21 protein-coding genes are annotated in these 23,744 nt (G+C 51.8%); 18 read left to right on the top strand and 3 right to left on the bottom strand.

The genetic code is table 11. The features are described from left to right. The 13 genes from ACTF5Z_RS06490 to ACTF5Z_RS06430 all read left to right on the top strand — a co-directional run. Nucleotides 1-1,677 (top strand): hypothetical protein (locus ACTF5Z_RS06490; protein WP_438984949.1); only part of this gene is annotated, 1,677 nt, incomplete at its 5' end. Nucleotides 1,678-1,819: 142 nt separating this feature from the next. Then, the gene (locus ACTF5Z_RS06485) at nucleotides 1,820-2,110 is read left to right on the top strand and encodes a DUF1244 domain-containing protein (protein ID WP_438984948.1); all 291 of its coding nucleotides are present in this window, start codon (nucleotides 1,820-1,822) and stop codon (nucleotides 2,108-2,110) included. 41 nt (nucleotides 2,111-2,151) lie between these two features. Further along, nucleotides 2,152-3,318, top strand: a complete 1,167-nt coding sequence (locus ACTF5Z_RS06480) for an isovaleryl-CoA dehydrogenase (protein WP_438984947.1) — start codon at nucleotides 2,152-2,154, stop codon at nucleotides 3,316-3,318. Nucleotides 3,319-3,658: 340 nt separating this feature from the next. Continuing rightward, complete coding sequence (locus ACTF5Z_RS06475; RefSeq protein ID WP_438984946.1) at nucleotides 3,659-4,843, top strand: acyl-CoA dehydrogenase family protein; 1,185 nt, start codon at nucleotides 3,659-3,661, stop codon at nucleotides 4,841-4,843. Between the two features lie 9 nt (nucleotides 4,844-4,852). Next, nucleotides 4,853-5,962, top strand: coding sequence for an acyl-CoA dehydrogenase family protein (locus ACTF5Z_RS06470; protein ID WP_438984945.1), 1,110 nt, complete (start codon nucleotides 4,853-4,855; stop codon nucleotides 5,960-5,962). 1 nt (nucleotide 5,963) lies between these two features. After that, nucleotides 5,964-7,685, top strand: coding sequence for a class I adenylate-forming enzyme family protein (locus ACTF5Z_RS06465; protein WP_438984944.1), 1,722 nt, complete (start codon nucleotides 5,964-5,966; stop codon nucleotides 7,683-7,685). A 16-nt stretch (nucleotides 7,686-7,701) separates the two neighbouring features. Then, the gene (locus tag ACTF5Z_RS06460; RefSeq protein WP_438984943.1) at nucleotides 7,702-8,949 is read left to right on the top strand and encodes an acyl-CoA dehydrogenase family protein; all 1,248 of its coding nucleotides are present in this window, start codon (nucleotides 7,702-7,704) and stop codon (nucleotides 8,947-8,949) included. A 58-nt stretch (nucleotides 8,950-9,007) separates the two neighbouring features. Then, complete coding sequence (locus ACTF5Z_RS06455) at nucleotides 9,008-9,472, top strand: MaoC family dehydratase (protein ID WP_009574618.1); 465 nt, start codon at nucleotides 9,008-9,010, stop codon at nucleotides 9,470-9,472. Nucleotides 9,473-9,501: 29 nt separating this feature from the next. Next, nucleotides 9,502-10,422 (top strand): SDR family NAD(P)-dependent oxidoreductase, encoded by a 921-nt coding sequence (locus ACTF5Z_RS06450; RefSeq protein WP_009574619.1) that lies wholly within the window; start codon nucleotides 9,502-9,504, stop codon nucleotides 10,420-10,422. A 4-nt stretch (nucleotides 10,423-10,426) separates the two neighbouring features. Beyond that, the gene (locus tag ACTF5Z_RS06445) at nucleotides 10,427-11,608 is read left to right on the top strand and encodes an acetyl-CoA C-acyltransferase (protein WP_009574620.1); all 1,182 of its coding nucleotides are present in this window, start codon (nucleotides 10,427-10,429) and stop codon (nucleotides 11,606-11,608) included. 17 nt (nucleotides 11,609-11,625) lie between these two features. Next, the gene (locus ACTF5Z_RS06440; protein ID WP_438984942.1) at nucleotides 11,626-12,609 is read left to right on the top strand and encodes an NADPH:quinone oxidoreductase family protein; all 984 of its coding nucleotides are present in this window, start codon (nucleotides 11,626-11,628) and stop codon (nucleotides 12,607-12,609) included. 2 nt (nucleotides 12,610-12,611) lie between these two features. Further along, the gene (locus ACTF5Z_RS06435; RefSeq protein WP_438984941.1) at nucleotides 12,612-13,775 is read left to right on the top strand and encodes an iron-containing alcohol dehydrogenase; all 1,164 of its coding nucleotides are present in this window, start codon (nucleotides 12,612-12,614) and stop codon (nucleotides 13,773-13,775) included. Further along, complete coding sequence (locus ACTF5Z_RS06430; protein ID WP_009574623.1) at nucleotides 13,772-14,200, top strand: acyl-CoA thioesterase; 429 nt, start codon at nucleotides 13,772-13,774, stop codon at nucleotides 14,198-14,200. Before ACTF5Z_RS06435 ends, ACTF5Z_RS06430 begins: the two co-directional genes overlap by 4 nt. A 47-nt stretch (nucleotides 14,201-14,247) precedes the next feature. On the opposite strand, the gene ACTF5Z_RS06425 is transcribed toward ACTF5Z_RS06430, so the two are convergent. Together ACTF5Z_RS06425 and ACTF5Z_RS06420 are read right to left on the bottom strand one after the other, a co-directional pair. After that, nucleotides 14,248-15,441, bottom strand: a complete 1,194-nt coding sequence (locus ACTF5Z_RS06425) for an MFS transporter (RefSeq protein WP_009574624.1) — start codon at nucleotides 15,439-15,441, stop codon at nucleotides 14,248-14,250. Nucleotides 15,442-15,458: 17 nt separating this feature from the next. Then, entirely contained in the window at nucleotides 15,459-16,253 is a 795-nt protein-coding gene (locus ACTF5Z_RS06420; RefSeq protein ID WP_009574625.1) for an SDR family NAD(P)-dependent oxidoreductase, read from the bottom strand. A 200-nt stretch (nucleotides 16,254-16,453) separates the two neighbouring features. Here ACTF5Z_RS06420 and carA point away from each other — a divergent pair, with 200 nt between their 5' ends. From carA to greA, 3 genes are read left to right on the top strand one after another with little or no spacing between them, the layout of a single operon-like run. Then, the gene (gene carA / locus ACTF5Z_RS06415) at nucleotides 16,454-17,587 is read left to right on the top strand and encodes a glutamine-hydrolyzing carbamoyl-phosphate synthase small subunit (RefSeq protein WP_438984940.1); all 1,134 of its coding nucleotides are present in this window, start codon (nucleotides 16,454-16,456) and stop codon (nucleotides 17,585-17,587) included. Nucleotides 17,588-17,593: 6 nt separating this feature from the next. Then, nucleotides 17,594-20,815: a carbamoyl-phosphate synthase large subunit gene (gene carB, locus ACTF5Z_RS06410; protein ID WP_438984939.1), complete on the top strand. Its 3,222-nt coding sequence runs from the start codon at nucleotides 17,594-17,596 to the stop codon at nucleotides 20,813-20,815. Next, a complete protein-coding gene (gene greA / locus ACTF5Z_RS06405; RefSeq protein WP_423855578.1) occupies nucleotides 20,812-21,291 on the top strand; it encodes a transcription elongation factor GreA in 480 nt (159 codons plus the stop codon). The genes carB and greA overlap by 4 nt, the downstream gene beginning before the upstream one ends. 15 nt (nucleotides 21,292-21,306) lie before the next feature. Here the strand turns inward: greA and yhbY are convergent, their stop codons facing one another. Beyond that, complete coding sequence (yhbY, locus tag ACTF5Z_RS06400) at nucleotides 21,307-21,615, bottom strand: ribosome assembly RNA-binding protein YhbY (protein WP_009574629.1); 309 nt, start codon at nucleotides 21,613-21,615, stop codon at nucleotides 21,307-21,309. A gap of 74 nt (nucleotides 21,616-21,689) precedes the next feature. Between yhbY and rlmE the strand changes: the two genes are divergently transcribed. Both rlmE and ftsH read left to right on the top strand, forming a co-directional pair. Then, nucleotides 21,690-22,316 (top strand): 23S rRNA (uridine(2552)-2'-O)-methyltransferase RlmE, encoded by a 627-nt coding sequence (gene rlmE, locus ACTF5Z_RS06395; RefSeq protein WP_438984938.1) that lies wholly within the window; start codon nucleotides 21,690-21,692, stop codon nucleotides 22,314-22,316. Nucleotides 22,317-22,526: 210 nt separating this feature from the next. Then, a partial coding sequence (ftsH, locus tag ACTF5Z_RS06390) for an ATP-dependent zinc metalloprotease FtsH (RefSeq protein WP_438984937.1) occupies nucleotides 22,527-23,744 on the top strand: 1,218 nt, incomplete at its 3' end.

The following is a 23,744-nucleotide window of genomic DNA, read 5'->3' as shown; positions in this document are numbered from 1 at the left end:
GATTTGACCTTAAAAGCTACGAAAGGAACGTACCTGACGGTTGAAACCAGCGAAACCGATGCGCGTCAAGCGATCGATAGTGCTATGTCTTTAAATGGTGGTTTGGACTTTGAATCGCTCGCCAACCCTGCGGCATCCAACGGCGGCAATGCCTTGGCGGTGAATGCGCGAGTTGATTTATCGGACTTTGGCATGGATCGCGGCTACATTGGTTTGTGGTTCCGCGACCAAGATGCTGGCTTTAACTCGATGCAGTTTAGCAATACCAGTGGCGCGGACAGAGTCACACAAGGTATTGAGGGTTTCGTGGGTGTCACGGATGCCGTCGACCTGCGTTTTAGAACCGAGCAAAACGATTACGGTTCAACTCGGTCGGACGATGAGCTGGGCCTGCAAATGGATTGGCGCGTTAACAGCGACAACACGCTGGCGGTTCAATATCTGACACGCACGGATGAGCGTGCCGGCTTTGAAACCGACAGCGATACTCTTGGTGTTCGTGCGACTCGCCGGATGTCAGATGACCTAAGTGTGTTTATCAATGCACAAAGTGTGCTGGATTCGAGCAGCGATTCCAACATGGAAGACATGCTGGGCATGGGTGTGAACTACCGTGCCACTGAAAAACTCGACTTAAATGCCGAGTATTTCTCAGATGGAGACAGCGACGGTGCGCGTGTTGGTGTGGGTTACCGTCATCGCGAGAACAGCAGCACTTACCTCAACTACGTGACCGAGCAAGGTAGCTTCGCGCGTGAGGGCATTACTTTGGGTCAGCGTACTCAAGTGAATAACCGTTTGAATGTGTATTCGGAGCATCGATTTGATCGTTCGGGTCGCAGTAATGTACAGGGTGAGAGCTACGGCATTAGTTATGACTTCACTGAAAAATGGACCTTGGAGGGTGATGTCTTGTTCGGTACCACCGAACGCAATGGCGTCGAGCAAGAGCGTACCGCCTACAGCGCGACCTCACGCTATCGCAACGAAGGTATTCAGTTGGTTAACCGTTTTGAATATCGTATCGACGAGAGTAACGCTGGGCAGTCGCTGGATCAGTGGGTGACTACTAACCGTTGGAACGTCCGTTACAGCGATAACTGGGTGGTTGTGGGTAAAGCCGATTACTCAGTTACTGAAGATGACAGCGTATTGGCTGAGGCTGCGCGTTTTGGTGAATTTGACTTGGGCTTTGCTTATCGCCCAGTCGAGACAAACCGCTTTAATGCCTTGGCGATGGTCTCTTACATTTATGACTTGGATCCGATTAACCAGAACGGCGGCATGTACGCCGATGAAAAAGGCGTGGTCTACTCGTTTGAAGGCTTGTATGCCCTGACGGATAGCTTGAAAGTGGGTGGTAAAATAGCCCACAAACGCAGCTCGATTCGCTTAGATCGTGACAGCGGTGCCTTCATCGATGCTACGACAGACTTACGTATCTTGAGAGCGCGCTATCACTTGGTCTGGAAGCTGGATGCCTTGGCCGAATATCGCTGGCTTGAAGTCGATGAGATTGGCGACGAGAAGCAAGGCGGTTTGTTAGGCTTAGAAGTACAGCTTAGCCCTAACTTCTCGATTGGTGGCGGTTACAACTTTACCGAGTTTAACGATCGCTTAACGGCGTTAGATTACGATGCTAAAGGTTGGTTTATTAATATCTCCGGACATTTCTAAAGTTTTGATCTAGGAATATACTCAAACCCCAGCGGCGCAGGCCTCTGGGGTTTTTTTATTGCCTAATGATGGCGATATGCGACTGGGCGCTGGGTCTTTTTATAGGCTATCCTTGGAGACTGTTTCATACCGGAGTATCACCATGGATAAAACTACAGAAATCGAAGCCGCGGTATTTCGTCGTCTCCTAAAACATTTAGACGATAATAAAGATGTGCAAAACATCGACCTCATGATATTGGCGAATTTTTGCCGCAATTGTTTGGCCAAGTGGTACGTCAGCGCGGCAGAAGAGCGTGGCGAGAGCCTAGACTACGAGGCAGCACGCGAACGCGTTTACGGCATGCCTTACAGCGAGTGGAAGGCGAATCATCAAGCCGAGGCGACACCCGAGCAGTTGGCGGCCTTTGAAGCCCGCAGCAAAAAAGCCTAAGTTTTAGCCCTCCACTGACTTATTACGATAAGGAATTCGATATGTCTCATTACCCGACGCTTAATTTTGGTTTGAGCGAAGAGCTAAACGCCCTTCGCGACATGGTGGCTCAATTTGCCGCGAATGAAATTGCACCGCGTGCCGCCGAGATCGACTCGACTAATCAATTCCCCATGGACTTGTGGCGCAAGTTGGGTGACTTAGGCTTGCTCGGCATCACGGTCGAAGAGCAGTACGGTGGCTCAGGTATGGGCTATTTGGCACACTGCATTGCGATGGAAGAAATCTCGCGGGCTTCTGCCTCAGTGGGTCTTTCGTATGGGGCGCACTCGAACCTGTGCGTAAATCAAATTCGTAAGAATGGCAGCGAAGAGCAAAAGCAGACGTACTTACCCAAGCTGTGCAGCGGTGAACACATCGGCGCCTTAGCAATGTCGGAGCCCGGGGCGGGGTCAGACGTTGTCAGTATGACCTTGCGGGCCGATGATGCTGGGGACCATTACGTATTGAATGGCAATAAAATGTGGATTACCAATGGGCCTGACGCCAATGTTTATGTGATCTACGCCAAAACCGACCCTGAGGCCGGCTCCAAGGGAATTACGGCGTTTATTGTCGAGCGTGATTCCCCTGGATTTAGTCGCGCTCAAAAGCTCGATAAGTTGGGGATGCGCGGTTCCAATACTTGCGAGCTGGTCTTCGAAGACTGCAAAGTGCCAAAGAGCAATATACTGGGTCAGGTCGGGCGAGGCGTGCAGGTGTTAATGTCGGGTTTAGATTATGAGCGCGCGGTACTATCGGGCGGCCCGGTCGGCATTATGCAGGCCTGCATGGATGTCGTTGTGCCCTACGTTCACGAGCGCAAGCAGTTTGGTCAAGCAATAGGCGAATTTCAGCTCATTCAGGGCAAAATTGCCGATATGTATGTGGCATTAAGTACTTCTCGCGCCTACTTGTATACGGTGGCAAATTCACTGGATCGTGGAGAAGAGTCACGTAAAGACGCTGCGGGTGTGATCCTCTACACAGCCGAAAAGGCAACGCAAATGGCCTTAGATGCGATCCAGCTTTTGGGCGGTAATGGCTACATTAATGAATACGCTACTGGCCGCCTTTTGCGCGACGCCAAGCTTTATGAAATCGGAGCGGGTACGAGCGAAATCCGGCGCATGCTAATTGGGCGTGAACTCTTTAAGGAGTCGGCATAGCGTTGTTGATGTGGGCATGAGCGACGCCGCGAAGTCCCAAAAGGCATGAATGACCGACCGTAAATAGCGGGGTTATTTCTGTGCGCTGACCGGTGGCTTCAAGACGCAATTGCTATTTTTAAGTCGGCGCCTTAGGGCGCCGTTTTAATTAGTGTCATACCTTGGGTAGAGGCGGGGAGTGCGCTGAAACTAAGCGCTTGAGTGAGGCGGGGAAAGCAATCGATTCACTTAAAGGTCTCATGCACAAAAATACTTGAGAGTCTTTAGAACATACTGTATGTTCAAATCTGTTTTGGCATGATTCATCTACTATTCATTCAAGGTTCTTACGGAGGTTATTGTGTCCGACCTGAACACCTTTCGCACCGAGACTCGAGCATGGCTAGAGGCAAACTGCCCTGAGTCGATGCGGGTGCCTATTCGCAGTTTTGAAGATATTTATAACGGGGGGCGCAACCCTGAAATGTCGCATCCTGACCAAAAGGTTTGGTGTGACCGAATGGCCGAGCGTGGCTGGACGGTACCTGAGTGGCCAAAAGCCTATGGCGGTGGTGGCTTAAATAAAGAGGAAGTCAAAGTGCTCCGAGAAGAGATGGCGCGTATCGGTGCCCGTCCAGCTCTGGATAGTTTTGGCATTTCGATGTTAGGTCCCGCCTTGCTTAAATTCGGTAATGAAGAGCAAAAGCTCGAGCATTTACCGCCGATTGTGCGCGGTGAAATTCGCTGGTGCCAAGGGTATTCGGAGCCCAATGCTGGGTCCGACTTGGCTTCGTTGGCGACGCGGGCGGAAGATAAAGGGGACCATTACATTGTAAACGGCCAAAAAATCTGGACTTCGTATGCGAACAAAGCGGATTGGATCTTCTGTTTGGTACGAACCGATAACACGGGCTCTAAGCACGAAGGTATTAGTTTTGTGCTGTTCGACATGGCGACTCCGGGGGTTACCACTCGGCCGATTAAGCTGATCAGCGGCTCATCGCCGTTTTGTGAGACGTTCTTTGACGATGTGCCGGTTCTTAAAAAGAACTTGGTGGGTGAAGAAGGGAAAGGTTGGACCATTGCGAAATACCTGTTAACGCACGAGCGCGAGATGATCTCAAGCTTCGGTGCGGCAGGCGGTAAAAAGACGCTGGGTCAGCGGGCTGCAGAAAATATGGGGACAGACGCCTCCGGCCGTTTGCGTGCAGGAACCTTACGTTCTGTAATCGCCCAGTATCAGTTAGATACCCTGGCGTTTGCTGCAACGATGGAGAAAGTCAAAGATGAGGCAAAAGCTGGCCAAGGCTTAGGTCCCGCGTCGTCCATTTTCAAATACTACGGCACTGAGTTAAATAAGCGCCGTAACGAATTGTTGTTGTCGGTTGAGGGTGAGTCTGCACTGGGCTGGAGCGGCGAAGAATACAACGACGGAGAAATTGCTCGAGCTTGGTTGCGTTCTAAAGGTAACTCGATCGAAGGTGGCACCTCGGAAGTTCAATTAAACATTGTCGCCAAGCGCGTGCTTGGTCTGCCAGACGCATAAGGAGGCAATATGACATTAGTACTTAACGAAGAAGAAATCATGTTGCGTGATTCGGCCGCCGGCTTTTTGACCGAGACCGCGAATGTTGAAGCTTTTCGTAAGCACCGCGACAATCCTCCGTCTGCCGGGTTTGATAAAGCGCTTTGGGGGTCAATTGCTGAGATGGGCTGGTGCGGTATCGCCATTGATGAAGCACACGGTGGTCTAGGTTACGGTTTTACTGGCTTGGGTCTAATTATCGAGCAAATGGGTAAAAATTTAACGGTCTCGCCCTTCAATAGCACTGTTTTAATGGCCGCTACAGCGATTGCTCAGTTTGGGACCGAAGCGCAAAAGCAAGAATGGCTCCCAAAAATTGCCGCGGGTGAGGTTGTCATGTCTTTGGCGATTCAAGAAGGCAGTCACTTTGATCTCGATAGTCTGTCCACCTCGGTTTCGATGCAGGGCGATGGCTTTGCGGTTAAGGTCGAAAAGCGTCAAGTGTTAGACGCCATAAGTGCAGATGCCTTCGTTGTTGTGGCTAAAGACACTGCTGGATACCAGGCCTTTATCATCAACGCTGACCAGGTGTCGGTGCGGAATCAGTCGATGGTCGACGCTCTTTCCAGCGGTACGGTGGTGATTGATACATGCCTAACTGCCGAAGCCCAAATGGATGCTGACAGCCTGAACAATGGTGGTTTAGAGCGTGCACTCGATATGATGAATATTGGCCTGGCCGCCGAGTTGTTAGGCGTGTCGACAGAGGCTTTTGAACTTACGGTGGGGTATCTTCGTGAGCGCAAGCAGTTCGGGAAAGTCATTGGTAGCTTTCAGGGGTTGCAGCATCGCGCAGCAGATCTGTTTGCTGAGCTTGAGCTTTGCAAGGCGATTGTTTTAAAGGGTTTGCGTGCCGTCGACGCGGGTGAAGACCTGAGTGGCTTGGCCAGCGCGGTCAAAGCCAAGCTTGCACAAATTTCGCAGCGAGCCACTAATGAAGGTATCCAGATGCACGGTGGTATTGGTATGACCGACGAGTACAATATCGGTTTCTTTATCAAGCGAGCTCGTGTACTTGAGCATACGCTGGGTGATTTTCATTACCACCTAGATCGCTATGCAGTGCAGGGCGGTTTCTAGAATGGCAGTAACAGATGTTACGGAAATTATCCGTCCACTGGATGAGGCTGTCGCCGCATTGACCCAGCCGGGCGCCCCTTTTGAAGTCACGCGGGCTGTGTTGAGGGGCTATGAATATCCCGTCTATGCTGCTATTCCCAATAATTTGGGTGAATACTTTGAGTTTATGCGCAAGCATGGGGACGCCGAATTTTTGGTCTACTTAGATCAGCGCATTGGGTACACCGAGGCTCTAGAGCTGGCTCTGGGTTTTGCTGCCAAGTTAAACGAGCAGGGCGTGCAAAAGGGCGATCGCATTGCGATTGTGTCGCGCAACAATCCAGAGTGGATTATCGCCTTTATTGCGGCTGTGGCTATGGGTGCAGTGGCGGTCCCGATGAATGGTTGGTGGACGACCGATGAGTTGGATTATGCCATCGATGATTCGGGTGCCAAATGGGTGATCGCCGATGCGGAACGCATCGAACGACTGAAGCCTTTAATCGATAAGTACGCGCTGAATATTGTTGCCACAGACCCAACGGCAGCCGCTTTAATTGGCGCACCAACGGTGCAGGATTGGGGGCGTGAAGGTCAGTCCTTGATCTGGCAAAGACCCGACGTAGACATCGATGACAATGCGACTATATTGTATACCTCGGGCTCAACAGGGCATCCAAAAGGGGTTCTATCTACCCACCGCGGGGTGTTATCGGCCCTGTACAGTTGGCTGTTGATGGGCGTTGCTTCAAAGCAAGTCGAAGCATTGGCCCCTGCTGAGCCGCAAGGCAAAACTCAACCTGTCGGTTTGCTGACCATTCCTCTATTTCACTGCACCGCGAGCCATTCTGCATTCATGCTGTCAATTTTGCCGGGGCGAAAATTGATCATCATGTACAAGTGGGATGTCGAAGAGGCCATGCGCCTCATCGAGCTGGAAAAGGTCAGCTGGATGACAGGTGTGCCCACCATGTCGGCTGAGCTTCAGCGCGCGGCTCAAGCGACAACGCGAGATCTGTCCACGCTGGCAGAGGTATTTGCTGGGGGCGCTGCGCGCCCCGCCGATCAGGTCGAAAAAATTGCGGGTACCTTTAAGAAGACAGCGCCAGGTTTGGGTTACGGTCTTACTGAAACCAACGCTCTTGGAGCCTTTAATAGCGGTGTGTTGTATTTGGCCAATCCAAGCAGTACTGGTCGCGCGGTACCTGCGGTTACTGAGTTTAAAATTATCGACTCTACAGGAAACCACCTAGGACCAGATGAGATCGGTGAGGTCTGCATGAAATCACCGGCTAACGCCGTCGGCTATTGGAACAAGCCCGAGGCGACGGCGGCAGCCTTCGTTGATGGCTGGTTCCACACCGGTGACCTGGGTAAGCTGGACGAAAATGGCTTTTTAAGCATCGTGGATCGTATTAAGGACATCATCATCCGCGGAGGTGAGAATATTAGCTGCATTGAAGTAGAAGCAGGTATTTGTTCGCATCCCCAGGTGTTAGAGGCAGCCGTTTTTGGCGTCCCTGATGAGCGGTTAGGTGAAGCAGTGGGCGCGGTGGTGGTCGTGTCCGGCGAACTTAAAGAGCCCCTGCAGTCCCTACAGGCTTATTTGAAAGATCACCTTGCCGCTTTCAAGATTCCAGCCTATGTTTGGGTGCATGAGGGAAGTCTGCCTCGAACTGCGACCGGCAAAATTTTTAAACGAGAATTAAAACAGCATTACAACGCCACGTTGTCCGCTGCATAACACAAGAGGGAAAACCATGGACTTAGGAATAAGCGAAAGACTTGAACCGCTATTGCACAGCGTAAAAACCTTTATTGCTGAAGAAATCGAGCCAATGGAGGATGAATACTGGAAGGAAGTTGATACTGGCAGTCGCTGGGAGTTTACTGAGCGCCAGACTGAAATTTTAGAGACCCTGAAAGCCAAAGCGCGTGAGCAGGGCTTGTGGAACTTCTTTTTAACTGGCGAACACGGTTATGGTTTAACCACGGTTGAATATGCCTATTTAGCTGAAGAGATGGGCAAAACTCCGCTGGGTGCCGAGGTATTTAACTGCGCCGCGCCTGACACGGGCAACATGGAAGTGCTGCACAAATACGGCAGCGAAGCGCAGAAAGCACAGTGGTTAGAGCCCTTGTTAAACGGGGAGATCCGCTCTGCTTACGCGATGACCGAGCCTGGCGTTGCTTCGTCAGATGCAACGAATATCTCGACCAACGCAGTCTTGGACGGTGACGAATGGGTAATCAACGGCGAGAAACACTGGATTTCGGGTGCGGGTGATCCACGCTGCAAAATTATGATTGTAATGGTCAAGACTAGCCCTGACGCTCCGACCCACAAACAGCAGTCGCAAATTTTGGTACCAAAAGATACGCCTGGGTTAGAAATTTTGCGTCCTATGACAGTCTTCGGGGAAGACGACGCGCCGCACGGTCACATGCACTTGCGTTTTAATAATGTACGTGTACCCAAAGACAATATCATCCTAGGTGAAGGTCGAGGATTTGAGATCTCGCAAGGTCGTCTTGGTCCGGGTCGAATTCACCACTGCATGCGCGCATTAGGAGCTGCTGAGAAAGCGCTGAGATTGTTGTGCGAGCGCGCAACCACCCGCACCGCCTTTGGTAAGCCCTTGGCCAAACTGGGTGGTAACGTCGATATCATTGCCAATGCTCGAATGAACATTGAAATGAATCGCTTGCTGACCCTCAAGACGGCGTGGTTAATGGATAACATCGACGCGAAAGAAGCGCGTGTTTGGATTTCGATGATCAAAACGACTGTTCCCAACGCGGTGCTTCAAATTGTTGACGACGCCATTCAAATGTACGGCGGGTTGGGTGTGTCGCAAGATACGCCATTGGCTGGCATGTACAAAGGTTTGCGTACTCTGCGCTTGGCCGATGGTCCAGATGCCGTTCACCGTATGGTGGTGGGCCGTCATGAGCTGCGAAAGTATGCGGCGCAAGATTCGGTGAGCGCCACGTTCCGTGACGGTTGATCGATAATAGCTACCACATCAATCAATGCGCCAAATTGGCGTAAAGAGGAGAATGACAATGCCAATAATTGTTGTACCAAAGGAAGAATTGCCGAATTACGTCGGCCATAAATTTGAGCCAGGTCAGTGGGTCGAAGTAAGGCAGGAGCGAATAAATCACTTCGCTGACTGTACGGAAGATTTTCAGTACATCCACATTGACGAAGAGCGTGCCGCGCAGACGCCGTTTGGTGGCACCATTGCGCATGGTTTCTTGACGCTATCGCTGTTGGTCAAAATGTGTGAAGAAAATGCGATCGCTCCGGAAGGCGTGGTCATGGGCATTAACTACGGTTTTGACAAGATACGCTTCTTGGCGCCGGTGCGTGCAGGCAAGCGTGTGCGCGCTCATAGCCAAATTGTTAGTATCGATGCCAAAGATGGTGGCCGTTTCTTAACGAAGCAAGCCGTAAGTGTTGAGATCGAAGGTGAGGAAACCCCCGCTTTAATCGCAGAATGGTTGGGTATGGTGGTGACCGCGTAAGCGGCCCTGGTACCCCTTAAGGAGGAAATATGACAATTCGTTATGACGGCCAAGTGGCTATTGTGACAGGTGCCGGCGGCGGTTTAGGCCGTTCGCACGCGATTGCCTTGGCGGCTCGTGGCGCCAAAGTAGTAGTAAACGATCTAGGTGGTTCGGTTGATGGCAGCGGTGGTTCAAGCGACGCGGCAAAAGCCGTCGTTGCGGAAATCGAAGCCGCTGGCGGTGAAGCGATGGCCAACGGCGCTAACGTGGCCGACTACGCTCAAGTCGAAAAAATGGTTGCTGAAACCATGGAGCGTTGGGGTCGCATCGATATTCTAGTAAACAACGCAGGTATTTTGCGCGACAAAAGCTTTGTGAAGGGCTCCCTAGACGACTTTAAACTGGTGGTTGATGTGCACTTGATGGGCAGTGTCAACTGCACCAAAGCGGTGTGGGATATTATGCGCGAGCAGGCTTATGGCCGCATCCTTGTCACCACCAGCTCCAGCGGGTTGTATGGTAACTTTGGACAGGCCAACTACGGATCAGCCAAAATGGGTGTCATCGGTATGATGAACACTCTGGTGCTAGAAGGCGCGAAATACAATATTCATGTGAATGCGCTTGCCCCTACTGCGGGGACGCGTATGACGGAAGGCCTGATTCAAGAGGACGCCTTCAAACTATTGACTCCAGAAACGGTAACGCCAGCTGTGCTTTACATGGTCTCTGAAGGTGGTCCAAACCGCACAATCTTATCGGCGGGTGCGGGGGGTTATGCAGTGGCTAAAATTGTGGAAACCGAAGGTATGTGGTTGCCACCCGAAGAGCAAACGCCCGAGGGAATTGCGGCACATTGGGATCAAATTAACGACTTTAATACTGTTCGCGAATTGAAGGCGGGCGGTGAACAAACCATTAAATTTGTGATGGCGGCGGCTGCAGGCCACGGCATCTCAGCGGAGTAGAATCATGGCTAAAGAAGCAGTAATTGTAAGTACAGCACGTACCCCGATCGCTAAAGCGTATCGTGGTGGTTATAACAACTTGGGTGGTGCAAGTTTAGGTGCGGCCTCGGTGGCTGAAGCAGTGCGCCGCGCCGGTATTGATCCAGCCGAAGTTGACGATGTGATCATGGGCTCTGCCCTGCAGCAGGGTGCAACCGGCACTAACGTCGCTCGTCAAATCGCCTTGCGCGCTGGGTTGCCTGTCACCGTCAGCGGCATGACGCTTGATCGTCAGTGCTCTTCGGGTCTTATGGCGGTAGCGACCGGCGCTAAGCAAATTATTGATGACGGTATGTCGGTGGTTGTAGGCGGTGGTTTAGAATCGATTTCGTTGGTGCAAAACGAGCATATGAACCTTCATCGCATGGTTGACGATGAGTTAATGAAAATGGCTCCAAATATCCATATGCCCATGCTGCAAACTGCTGAAGTGGTAGCAAAGCGCTACGGCATTTCGCGCGATGCGATGGACGAGTACGGTTTTCAGTCGCAGCAGCGCACTGCCCAAGCTTACGCAGAAGGTCGTTATGACGCTGAATTAGTGCCTGTTACCTGCGAGCGTATCGTGTGGAACAAAGAAACGGGTGAGCAATCCACTGCGGTAGGTACTGTAACAGCAGACGAAGGTGTACGTGCTACCACATTAGACGGCCTTTCTAATCTTCGCACCGTGATTGAAGGCGGCACTATCACCGCAGGTAATGCGTCGCAGTTGTCGGATGGTTCCTCAGCACAAGTGATCATGGATTCCAAATTGGCCGAGCAGCGTGGTCTAGAGCCTTTGGGTGCCTACCGAGGCATAGCGGTTGCTGGCTGTGAGCCAGACGAAATGGGTATTGGCCCTATTTTTGCGATTCCCAAATTGTTAAAAGCGCATGGTTTGACCATGGACGATATCGGTTTATGGGAACTGAACGAAGCGTTCGCTGTGCAGGTGCTGTACTGCCGCGATAAGCTCGGTATCGACAACGATAAACTCAACGTCAGCGGTGGCGCGATCTCGATTGGTCATCCCTATGGCATGAGCGGTTCGCGTATGATCGGTCACGCGTTAATCGAAGGTAAGCGGCGCGGCGTTAAGTACGTTGTCATTACCATGTGTGTCGGCGGCGGTATGGGCGCTGCTGGTCTGTTCGAAGTTTATTAATCGCAAAGGGGAAGCTCATGAAAGCGGTTGTCTGTAAAGAGTTAGGTACTGCAGAAAAATTGGTGTATGAAGAAAACTGGCCCGATCCCGAGTGCGGGCCTGGTCAGGTACTCGTCGACATCAAAGCTGCGGGCTTGAACTTCCCCGATGTATTAATTATTCAAGGTAAGTACCAGTTTCAACCCGAAATGCCGTTTATTCCCGGTGGTGAGTGCGCAGGTGTCGTTGCGGCGGTGGGCGAGGGCGTAACTCACGTTAAGCCGGGTGATTCGGTGATTGGCATGATTCAAACCGGTGGTTTTGCAACGCGTGTGGCAGCACCAGCACACTCGGTTTTCCCGATGCCTCCGGGCCTAAGCTACGAGCAGGCTGCAGGTGTGAGTATGACTTACTTTACCTCGCATCACGCGCTAAAGCAGCGTGCTAATCTTCAGCCCGGAGAAACCTTGTTGGTTATGGGTGCAGCAGGTGGCGTGGGTTCGACCGCGATCGAGTTAGGCAAGTGGATGGGTGCTAAAGTGATTGCTGCGGCAAGCTCTGACGAAAAGTTGGAATTTTGCAAGCAGCTAGGTGCCGACGAAGTCATTAACTACAGTAAAGAAGACCTGAAGACCGTGCTAAAAGAAATGACCGGTGGCAAAGGTGTTGACGTGGTATATGACCCAGTGGGCGGCGATTACGCCGAGCCTGCGCTCCGTAATATGGCTTGGAATGGTCGTTACTTGGTCATTGGCTTCGCCAGTGGTCCAATCCCTAAAATCCCATTGAACTTGGCTCTGTTAAAAGGTTGTTCGATCATGGGTGTATTCTGGGGTCGTTTTGTGGGTGAGGAACCTAAAGTACATCTCGAGAACGTTGCTGAGTTGTGGAACTTGTTCGAGAACAAAGTGCTCAACCCGCAGGTCACCGAAAGTTTTGCCTTAAGCGACTATCAGGCGGCTTACGACTGCATGACAGAGCGTCGAGCCCGAGGTAAGGTCATCCTTCGCACGGAGGACTAATCGTGACCACTAACTTCCAATTTCGAACTGCGCCTCGCATCATCTGCGAGGCGGGTTCGGCTTCTGCCTTAGCCCAATATTTGCAAGACTTGGGTATTTCTAAGCCGTTGTTCGTCACCGACCCAGGGTTGATGCAAATTGGTTTGGCGCCACCTCTAATCGAGGCGGTGCGCACCAGCGGCATGGATGTAGTGGTATTTGACCAGGTCCGAGAAGATCCGCCTGAGTCCGTGGTGCAAGAAGCCGTCATGCTAGGTAGTGGCTGCGATGGTGTCGTAGGCTTAGGTGGTGGCAGCTCGATGGACGTCGCCAAAGTCGTTGCGGCGTTGATGGGAAGCACCCAGCCCCTCCAAGAAATGTACGGTGTAGAGCAGGTGACTGGAGCTCGCCTGCCTCTAGTCTTAGTGCCCACCACCGCCGGTACGGGGTCGGAAGTTACGCCGGTGGCTATTCTGACCACAGGTGAAACCACTAAAGCCGGCATCTCCTCGGGCGTATTATTGCCTGATATTGCTCTACTCGACGTTGACCTGACTTTGGGTTTGCCGCCAAAAATTACGGCAATGACCGGCATTGATGCTATGGTTCATGCCATTGAGGCCTACACTTCCAAGCATAAGAAAAACCCCATGTGCGACATGCTGGCACGCGAATCCTTGCGTATGATGGCGGTGGCGCTGCCTAAGGTGCTTGCCAATGGGCAGGACAAAGAGGCGCGGCAAGCGATGTTGTTAGGGGCGCATCTAGCGGGTCAAGCTTTTGCCAACTCGCCAGTGGCTGCGGTACATGCTCTAGCTTATCCGGTGGGTGGCCATTTTCATATTCCGCACGGTTTAAGTAACTCGCTAGTGTTGCCTGCAGTGTTGCGATTTAACCGCCCAATGGCCGAGGCTCTTTACGCTGAATTAGCCGAGTGCTTCATTCCTGGCGTACAGGGTGACCAAGCGTCTCGTTGCGATCAGTTTATCGCCGTGCTCGAGCAGCTGATTGCGGACTCTGGTTTGCCGGCAACGCTGGCGGAAGCAAATGTTCCAGAAGACTTTTTGCCCACCTTAGCCAAAGACGCCATGCTGCAGCAGAGGTTGTTGATTAATAATCCTCGCGATGTGGATTATGATGATGCCCTGGCCATTTACCAAGAAGCCTACTCTGGAGTGACTCGATGAGACCTTCACGAGAGGACTTTGCGGTCTTTTACCCCATAACCACCCGCTGGTCAGATAACGATATTTACGGCCACGTAAATAACGTTGTGTACTACAGCTATTTTGATACGGTGGCCAATCAGTATTTAATTGCTGAGGGTGGTCTGGATATTGACCAGGGTGAAACGATTGCCTTTGTTGTATCCTCCGGCTGCGATTACTTTGAACCCGTCGCTTATCCACAGTCGTTAGAGGGTGGCATTGCGGTCGAGCACCTCGGTAATTCTTCGGTTCGTTATCGCATCGGGATCTTCGAGCAGGGCGCGAGCCAGGCTTCTGCCTGCGGATTTTTTACCCATGTGTTTGTGACTCGTGCAGACCAAAAGTCATGTCCCATTCCAACCGATATTCGCGCGGCTTTAAGTAGAATTCACATCGTTTTATAGCGCAGTGCGTGAGCGCTTGCTCACGCGATACCTTCGTTTGGCAGGGCTTAAACCCGTTTTGAATAGATGACGCCGGCGAGCAAGATCGCAATAAAAATTGCAGCGGCGATGTGGGGGTAGTGCGGGTTAAATTGGTATAGGTAGCCAGCACCAACCGGCCCGATGCCAAAACCAATAGCGGGGCAGCCCGAAATCATGCCTGCAGCGGCGCCCTGTTCATGTGGCTCTACGGCTAGCGAGGTTGCAGAGATAATCGATGGCATGGTGCACCCAACCCCTATTCCCATAACTCCCATGCCCGCGGCAATCAGCACAAATTCGCTTGATGAGGCGATGACTAAAGCACCTATACTAATAAAGCTGAGCCCAACTTTAATAAATCGTCCGGGCGGCCAGTTGACCCACTGCATCACGGTAGTTTGCACCAAGAAGGTAAAGCTCGCCGAGGTCAGCATCGTAATGCCGGTCAATTGAGCGGTTCGAACGCCGGTCAAGTTAAGCTGATCCTGCAAGAAAAAGCCCATCGTCTGCTGAACAGCTGCAAAGCCCATGAATGTGCCAATGGCAATGGCAATAAAGGGCCAGATGCGTGTATCGGTAAACTTGAGTTTTACCGAATGTTTGCGAGGGATTCGATCTGCGACCGGCGTGACGGGAATCATTTTCCAGACCATTACCGCCATAATTAAGGTCAAGAACGCGGCGGCATAAAGTGGTGCGAGTAGCCCAAATGCTGCGGTGGCACCCGCGAACGCAGGACCCAGTATCATGCCCATGCTGGAGGCGGTGCCGAGTTTCGCCATGGCTTTGGTGCGCTTGTCGGGCGTGGTGTGGTCTGCGGCATACGCGGTAGTGCTAGGCCCTGTGGCTGACATAATGCCGGCGTGTAAGCATCGGGTGATTAGCAGTGCGGTAAACAAAGATGCGCCCGTCAGGATGCCGTTTAAACCCAGCACGAACGATGTGGCAAACGCGCTGGTGCCGAAAACAAAGCCGACTAGGCCAATCATGATGACCGGCTTGCGGCCTATACGGTCGCTTAAACGCCCCCAGTAGGGTGAGGCAAATCCAAACGTTAAGGAGGAGCACGCGATCAAAATAGTAATCGAGAACTCTGTCATATTCACTTCGCGCCCGAGCGGCGCAAGAATCGCGAAGGTCATCGATTGGCCCATGCCAATCGCCATTAAGCTCGCAATTAACAGTGCAAGATGGCGAGTGGGGAGGGTCAATGTCGACATAATTTACGGTTACCTAGTTACTCGGGCCTTTTGGGTAGCCAGCGTGGATAGCTCTCTGGGAATAAACGTGTGAGTAAACTCATCCATTTTGCGTCGCGACCAATCAAACAACGGTTTTGACGGCGGTCAATAGCTCTAAAAATGGTTTCTGCTGCTTGTGCTGGCGTGGTGGGCGCCATGGTATCAAAATCTGCTATTGCCTGCTCGCGGTTTCTGTCGGTATTTAAGATAGTTGCAGACTGCACGATGTTGGTTTTAATGCCGCCCGGGTGCACGCAGCATACGTGGATGCCGTCTTCTTCAACTTCTTGACGCAGGGCTTCGGTATAGCCTCGGACGGCAAATTTAGAGGCGTTATAGGCGGACTGCGAGGGGACTGCCATGATGCCAAAAATTGATGACACATTGACCAAGTGTGGGTCTTTTGATTGACGCAAGAGTGGCAAGAACGCTTTGCTCCCGTAAACGACCCCCCAAAAATTAACATCCATAATACGCTCGATATCTGCATTAGATTGCACTTCGGCGTTGGCAATCAGGGCGATGCCAGCATTGTTGATGACGATATCAACTCCGCCGAAGACACTCAGAATCTGATCGCGCCAGGCATTGACTGCCTCGAAGTCGCTGACATCGAGTTCGTTTGTTAAGCAGTGTGTTGCATCCAACCCGAGCTCTAAACGCAGTGCCTCTATCGCCGCTAGGTTGATGTCGGCAAGGGCGAGCCGATAGCCACGGCGATTGGCAAGCTGCGCCAACGCGCGACCAATACCGCTTCCCGCGCCGGTAATGGCAATAATTGGGTTTGACACGATGTTCTCCTTGTTATTTTTGACCTGCTACTCTATCATGCGCGCTTAAATGTACGAGCTAAAAATTATTCAATTAGAACATCTTGAGGCCTCTTCCGGTCCCTTGTTCAATTGTCGTTAAAAGCGAGGTCCGGTTTTACCGATCTCGCTTTTTTTGAGCCTGCATAACCGAGTTTTTGCGTTTAAATCAGGAGGTGTCTTTGTTCACGCCAGCCATACTCGCCCTTGAAAATGGTCGTGTGTTTCGAGGAGAAGCGATTGGAGCAACAGGTTCAGTCGTAGGGGAAGTGGTTTTTAATACCGCGATGACAGGATACCAAGAGATCCTTACCGACCCGTCTTACGCCAAACAGATTGTCACTTTAACTTACCCTCACATCGGCAACACCGGTTGTAACAGCGAGGATGAAGAAGCAAGTGCGGTGTGGGCGCAGGGCCTGGTCATTCGCGATTTACCCCTACTTGCCAGTAACTACCGTTCTGAAGAAGATTTGGCGTCGTATTTAAAGCGACACAATATTCTGGGTATCGCTGAAATCGACACCCGTGCGCTGACGCAAGTGCTGCGCGAACAGGGCGCGTTAGCGGGCTGTATCATGGCGGGTGAAAACATCGATGAAGAAGCCGCATTGGCTCAGGCTAAAGCCTTTGCGGGCTTGAAAGGCATGGATCTGGCGCAAGAAGTGACCACGCAAGAAACCTTTGCTTGGACACACGGCAGCTGGGTATGGAACCAAGGCTTTAGCGAACTACAAGATGAACGCTTTCACGTGGTAGCCTACGACTTCGGTGCCAAACGCAATATTTTACGCATGTTGGTTGACAGAGGCTGCCGTTTGACGGTCGTGCCGGCCAAGACGCCAGCAGCTGAGGTGTTGGCGATGAACCCCGACGGGGTGTTTTTGTCTAACGGCCCCGGCGACCCGGAGCCATGCACTTATGCCATCGAAGCCATTCAGCAGATACTAAAAACCGATATCCCCGTATTCGGTATTTGCTTGGGCCACCAATTGCTCGGTCTTGCCAGCGGCGCTAAGACCTTGAAAATGAAATTCGGCCACCATGGTGCCAACCACCCCGTCCAGGACTTACGTGATAAGACGGTAATGATTACCAGTCAGAACCACGGTTTTGCGATTGACGAAAATAATATGCCCGAGTGTCTCGAGGTGACTCACGTGTCCTTGTTTGACGGCTCAGTCCAAGGCATCCATCGCAAAGATAAAGCGGCGTTCAGTTTTCAGGGTCACCCAGAGGCAAGCCCTGGCCCTCATGATGCCGCCCCATTATTTGACCATTTTATTGAGCTGATGACAGCGCGACAGGAAGGCTAAGCTGACATGCCAAAACGTACCGACATAAGCAGTATCTTGATTTTGGGTGCCGGTCCGATTGTTATCGGTCAGGCTTGCGAATTTGACTACTCGGGTGCTCAGGCGTGTAAAGCGCTGCGCGAAGAGGGTTACCGCGTCATTTTGGTGAACTCCAATCCCGCAACCATTATGACCGATCCGTCGATGGCTGATGCCACCTACATCGAGCCAATCGAGTGGGAAACGGTGTCTAAAATCATCGAAGCAGAACGTCCTGATGCCTTGCTACCCACGATGGGTGGCCAAACCGCATTGAACTGTGCCTTGGATTTGGATAAGCACGGTGTATTGAAAAAGTTCGGCGTTGAAATGATCGGTGCTACTAAAGAGGCCATCGATAAAGCAGAAGACCGGCAGTTGTTTGACGACGCCATGAAGCGTATCGGTCTGGAAACGCCTCGCGCAGCAACAGCGCGCTCGATGGAGCACGCTTTCGCCATACTCGAAGATATTGGTCTACCCTGCATTATTCGCCCTTCGTTTACGATGGGCGGATCGGGTGGCGGGATTGCTTATAACCGTGAAGAATTCGAGGAAATTTGTATTCGCGGATTCGACCTGTCGCCGACACACGAGCTTCTGATCGACGAAAGCCTGATTGGCTGGAAAGAGTACGAAATGGAAGTGGTTCGTGACAAAAACGACAACTGCATTATCGTGTGTTCGATCGAGAATTTCGACGCCATGGGTGTGCACACAGGCGACAGTATTACTGTAGCTCCGGCGCAAACCTTGACCGATAAAGAAATGCAAATCATGCGTGATGCTTCTTTGGCAGTGTTGCGTGAAATTGGTGTCGAAACCGGCGGCTCCAATGTGCAGTTTGGTCAAGATCCAAAAACGGGTCGGTTCGTCATTATCGAAATGAACCCCCGAGTATCAAGGTCTTCTGCCCTAGCATCAAAAGCGACGGGCTTCCCAATTGCGAAAGTCGCCGCGAAGCTTGCCATAGGCTACACCTTAGACGAGCTGCAAAATGACATCACCGGCGGCGCAACACCGGCGTCGTTCGAGCCTGCGATTGACTATGTTGTCACCAAAATTCCGCGTTTTGCCTTCGAGAAATTTGATACCGCGAACTCGCGCCTGACTACGCAGATGAAATCGGTGGGCGAGGTGATGGCGATTGGCCGTACCTTCCAAGAATCGATGCAAAAAGCAATGCGTGGCTTAGAGGTCGGATCTGCAGGATTTGAGCATAAAATGGATGTTTCAAATCCGGATACGCGCGATGAGCTGATTAATGAATTGACTAACCCTGGACCTGATCGTTTGTGGTATATCGGTGACGCTTTCCGCGCCGAAATGAGCGTTGAGGAAGTCTACAAACTGAGCGGTGTGGATCCTTGGTTTTTGGTGCAAATTGAAGACATCATCAAAACCGAGAATGCGCTAAAGTCAGTGTCATTGAGCGACATCGACCACAAACAAATGTGGCGTTTAAAGCGTAAGGGTTTTGCTGACAAGCGTTTGTCGGTTTTGCTGAATAAAACAGAAGCTGAGGTCCGCGATTACCGTCAATCCTTAGATATTCGACCCGTGTACAAGCGGGTGGATACCTGTGCCGCCGAATTTGCATCAGCGACTGCTTACTTATATTCGACCTACGAAGAAGAGTGTGAGGCTCGCCCAACCAATCGCAGGAAGATTGTGGTGTTAGGTGGTGGCCCCAACCGCATTGGTCAGGGTATTGAGTTCGATTACTGCTGTGTACACGCGGCACTGGCCATGCGTGAAGATGGCTACGAGACCATTATGGTCAACTGCAACCCTGAGACGGTTTCTACCGATTACGATACCTCTGATCGTTTGTTCTTCGAGCCGGTGACGATTGAGGACGTACTAGAGATTATCGACCTTGAGAAGCCTGAGGGCGTTATCGTGCAGTTTGGTGGTCAAACTCCGCTTAAATTGGCGCGCGCACTAGAGGCTAAAGGTGTTCCTATTATTGGCACCACACCCGATGCGATTGACCGTGCTGAAGACCGCGAGCGCTTCCAACACATGATTCAGAAGCTGGGTCTGAAACAGCCGGCCAATACAACGGTGCGTTCGGTGGATGAGGCGCTTGAAGCTGCGGCGAGTATTGGTTATCCCTTGGTGGTGCGCCCTTCTTATGTGCTGGGTGGTCGCGCTATGGAGATTGTTTTCCGCGAAGAAGATCTACTGCGATACATGAAGAATGCTGTGTTGGTTTCAGATGATTCGCCCGTATTGCTGGATAGTTTTTTAAGTGCGGCTATCGAGGTGGACATCGATGCGGTTAGCGACGGTAAAACCGTGGTTATTGGCGCAATCATGCAACACATCGAGCAAGCGGGTGTGCACTCTGGCGACTCGGCGTGCGCGTTGCCACCCTATAATTTGCCAATGGACGTGCAAGACGAGATGCGCGAGCAGGTGAAGCAAATGGCCCTAGAGTTGGGTGTTTGTGGTCTCATGAATGTGCAGCTTGCATGGCAAGATAACGAGATTTATGTCATTGAAGTCAACCCTCGCGCGTCTCGGACGGTACCGTTTGTATCGAAGTGTATTGGCGAGTCGTTGGCAAAAGTAGCGGCGCGCTGCATGGCGGGTCAGAGTCTGGAGTCACAGGGCTTCACTAAAGAAATTATTCCAAACTACTTCTCGGTGAAAGAGGCCGTATTACCCTTTAATAAATTCCCCGGTGTTGACCCCATCCTCGGCCCCGAAATGAAGTCAACCGGAGAGGTAATGGGCACTGGCGCCACTTTCCCGGATGCTTTTGCGAAAGCGCAGCTGGCGTCGGGCGGGAATGCGCCTCGTGAAGGTACCGTATTAATCAGTGTGCGTGACGTCGATAAACCCGGTGCCGTGAAAGTCGCACAAAACCTCGCTAGTATTGGGTACAAGATTGCCGCCACGGGCGGCACGGCCGATGCACTAGAGGCAGCAGGTCTCAGCGTCGAGCGAGTCAACAAGGTGAGCGAAGGCCGCCCGCACATTGTGGATTTTGTGAAGAATGATCAAGCTTCTTTGATTATTAATACCACAGAAGGCCGACGTGCTATTTTAGATTCTGCTCCTATTCGGGCGAGCGCCGAGGCGCATCGGGTGTTCTACACGACGACTCTGGCGGGTGCGGAAGCGGTATGTATGACCCTGATGCAAGAAGATGATAAACAAGTGCGGCGTCTGCAAGACCTGCACGGAGGTTTGCGATCATGAATAAAGTGCCTATGACAAAGGCGGGTGAGATGGCCTTGCGCGCAGAGCTCGAGCGTTTGCGTAAAGTCGAGCGCCCGCGCATTATTGCTGCGATTGCTGAAGCTCGCGAGCACGGCGACTTGAAAGAAAACGCCGAATATCATGCAGCACGCGAGCAACAAAGCTTTGCCGAAGGCCGTATCATGGAAATCGAGGGCAAGTTGTCGTACGCGCAAGTTATTGACATCACATCCATTCCACACACAGGTAAGGTGATCTTTGGTACTACGATCGATCTGATCAATTTGGCCAATGATCAAGAAGTCACATACCGTATCGTGGGCGATGACGAAGCGGACGTTAAGCGCAACCTGATTTCAGTGAGTTCACCGATCGCACGCGCGTTGATTGGTAAAGAGGAAGGCGATGTGGTGGTGGTAAAAGCGCCAAGCGGCGATATCGAATACGAAGTTGATCAGGTTAGGCACGAAGCCTAACCAAAATCGAGAGCACTAGGCCAAAGCGGCGCGGATCAAGTTTGACAGTTTTGGATTGGGTTTTTTGCTCCGGCGCAGCAGTAAGGCGGTGTTACCGATGACTTGCACCGCTTCAGCGTTAAGCTCTCCGCACAAGTCGCTGATGATTTCCGCCTTGCTATCACGATCCATGCCAGCACATTTGATTTTGATGAGCTCGTGGTCGTTTAAAGCGCGATCGACCTCAGCAATGACGGTTTCGCTTAAGCCAGAGCCGCCGACCGTCACGATGGGCTTTAATTTGTGGCCAATGGCGCGGTATTGGCGTTTTTCAATATTTTTCATGGTGATTCGTTTGTCATTCAGGGCGGCGGATGATACACAGGTCTGAGCTCGAATAATACGGTTTACACAGTACTATGGCAAAAAAGAAATCCTCCAGTAAGGCGTGGCTCAAAGAGCACCGCGATGACGTCTATGTGCAGCGAGCGCAAAAAGAAGGTTATCGCTCGCGAGCCTGCTACAAATTGATCGAGTTAAATGAAAAGGATCGCCTACTGAGGCCCGGTATGATGGTGGTTGATTTGGGCTCGGCGCCCGGTGGTTGGTCGCAAGTGGCGGCTGGAATTGTCGGTGTCAAAGGCCGCGTTATTGCCACCGATATATTACCTATGGACACGCTTGAAGACGTTGATTTTATTCAAGGCGATTTCACCGAAGAGACAGTCTTTGACGCCTTGCTAGAGGCGATCGGCGACGAGCCAGTCGACTTGGTCATGTCTGACATGGCGCCCAATATGAGTGGTATGACCGCGGTGGATCAGCCGCGAGCGATGTACTTGGTTGAGTTGGCGGTGGATATGGCCTCGCGCGTACTGGCGCCAAAAGGCGCGTTTGTCGCGAAGGTATTTCAAGGCGAGGGCTTTGATGAATTATTCAGGAGTTTGCGCGAGCAATATCAAACGGTTCTGACTCGCAAGCCAGATGCCTCGCGTCCGCGTTCAAGAGAAGTCTACATTGTTGCAAAAGGCTTCAGAGGCGCTTGAATTGTTTCGCCCCCGCCCCCATCTCTATGTAATGAACGTATAAAACGATGCGTTTTTACGTTGCTGTATGCTTTTGACCTTGGTAAAACTTGGCGCCGATCGCCCTGCCAATTAGTTGCGAAGGCGTTATACTGAGTGTCATTCATGGGTGTGCGATTGCCGCTCGACTAGGAAAGCCGTGTTAGTGAAATCGGCAAGTGAGGAAGTGCTTTGAACAATGTAACCAGAAATTTGTTGTTGTGGTTGGTTATTGCCGCTGTGTTGATGTCGGTCTTCAATAACTTTAATCCTCAGCAGTCCAGTGAGCGACTTGGCTATTCTGAATTTATTAACGAAATCCAGAACGATCGAGTGCGCCAGGTGCTCATTGATGGGCTAACCATTAATGCCGAGCGTTACGACGGTTCACGCTTTGAGACGATTCGTCCAATGGTCGAAGACCCCAAATTGATGGACGATTTGCTGCAGCATAAAGTCATTGTTGAGGGCAAAGAACCAGAGCAGCAAAGCATTTGGATGCAGCTACTGGTAGCCAGCTTCCCGATCTTAATCATCATTGCAGTATTCATGTTTTTCATGCGCCAAATGCAGGGTGGTGGCGGTGGTCGTGGCGGCCCAATGAGCTTTGGTAAAAGCAAGGCCCGCATGTTGGGTGAAGACCAAATTTCTACGACCTTCGCGGACGTAGCTGGCGTCGATGAAGCCAAAGAAGACGTCCAAGAGTTGGTGGAGTTCTTGCGCGACCCGTCTCGTTTTCAGAAGTTGGGCGGGCGCATTCCGCGCGGTGTCTTGATGTCGGGTCAGCCCGGTACCGGTAAGACGCTGCTTGCAAAAGCGATTGCCGGTGAGGCAAAGGTGCCCTTCTTTTCAATTTCGGGTTCTGACTTCGTTGAAATGTTCGTGGGTGTCGGCGCGTCGCGTGTACGAGACATGTTTGATCAAGCCAAAAAGCAGTCACCCTGTATTATTTTTATCGATGAGATCGACGCTGTGGGTCGCCATCGTGGCGCTGGGTTAGGGGGCGGCAATGACGAGCGGGAACAAACCTTGAACCAGCTGCTGGTAGAAATGGATGGATTCGAAGGTCACGAAGGTGTGATTGTGATCGCTGCCACCAACCGTCCCGACGTATTAGACCCAGCACTCTTGCGCCCCGGACGCTTTGATCGCCAAGTCGTGGTGGGATTGCCTGACATTCGCGGGCGAGAACAAATTCTTAAGGTTCACATGCGCAAAGTGCCATTGGGTGAGGATGTCGAGCCCTCAAAAATTGCGCGTGGTACGCCGGGCTTCTCGGGCGCTGATCTGGCCAACTTGGTGAACGAGGCGGCGTTATTCGCAGCGCGTGCCAATGTTCGCAAGGTAGGCATGCAGCAATTTGAATTGGCCAAAGACAAGATCATGATGGGTGCCGAGCGCAAATCAATG

The sequence above is a fragment of the Aequoribacter sp. genome, from assembly GCF_965659035.1.
In the GTDB taxonomy this organism is placed as follows: Bacteria; Pseudomonadota; Gammaproteobacteria; order Pseudomonadales; family Halieaceae; genus Aequoribacter.
This window is presented reverse-complemented; position numbering and strand designations above follow the sequence as displayed.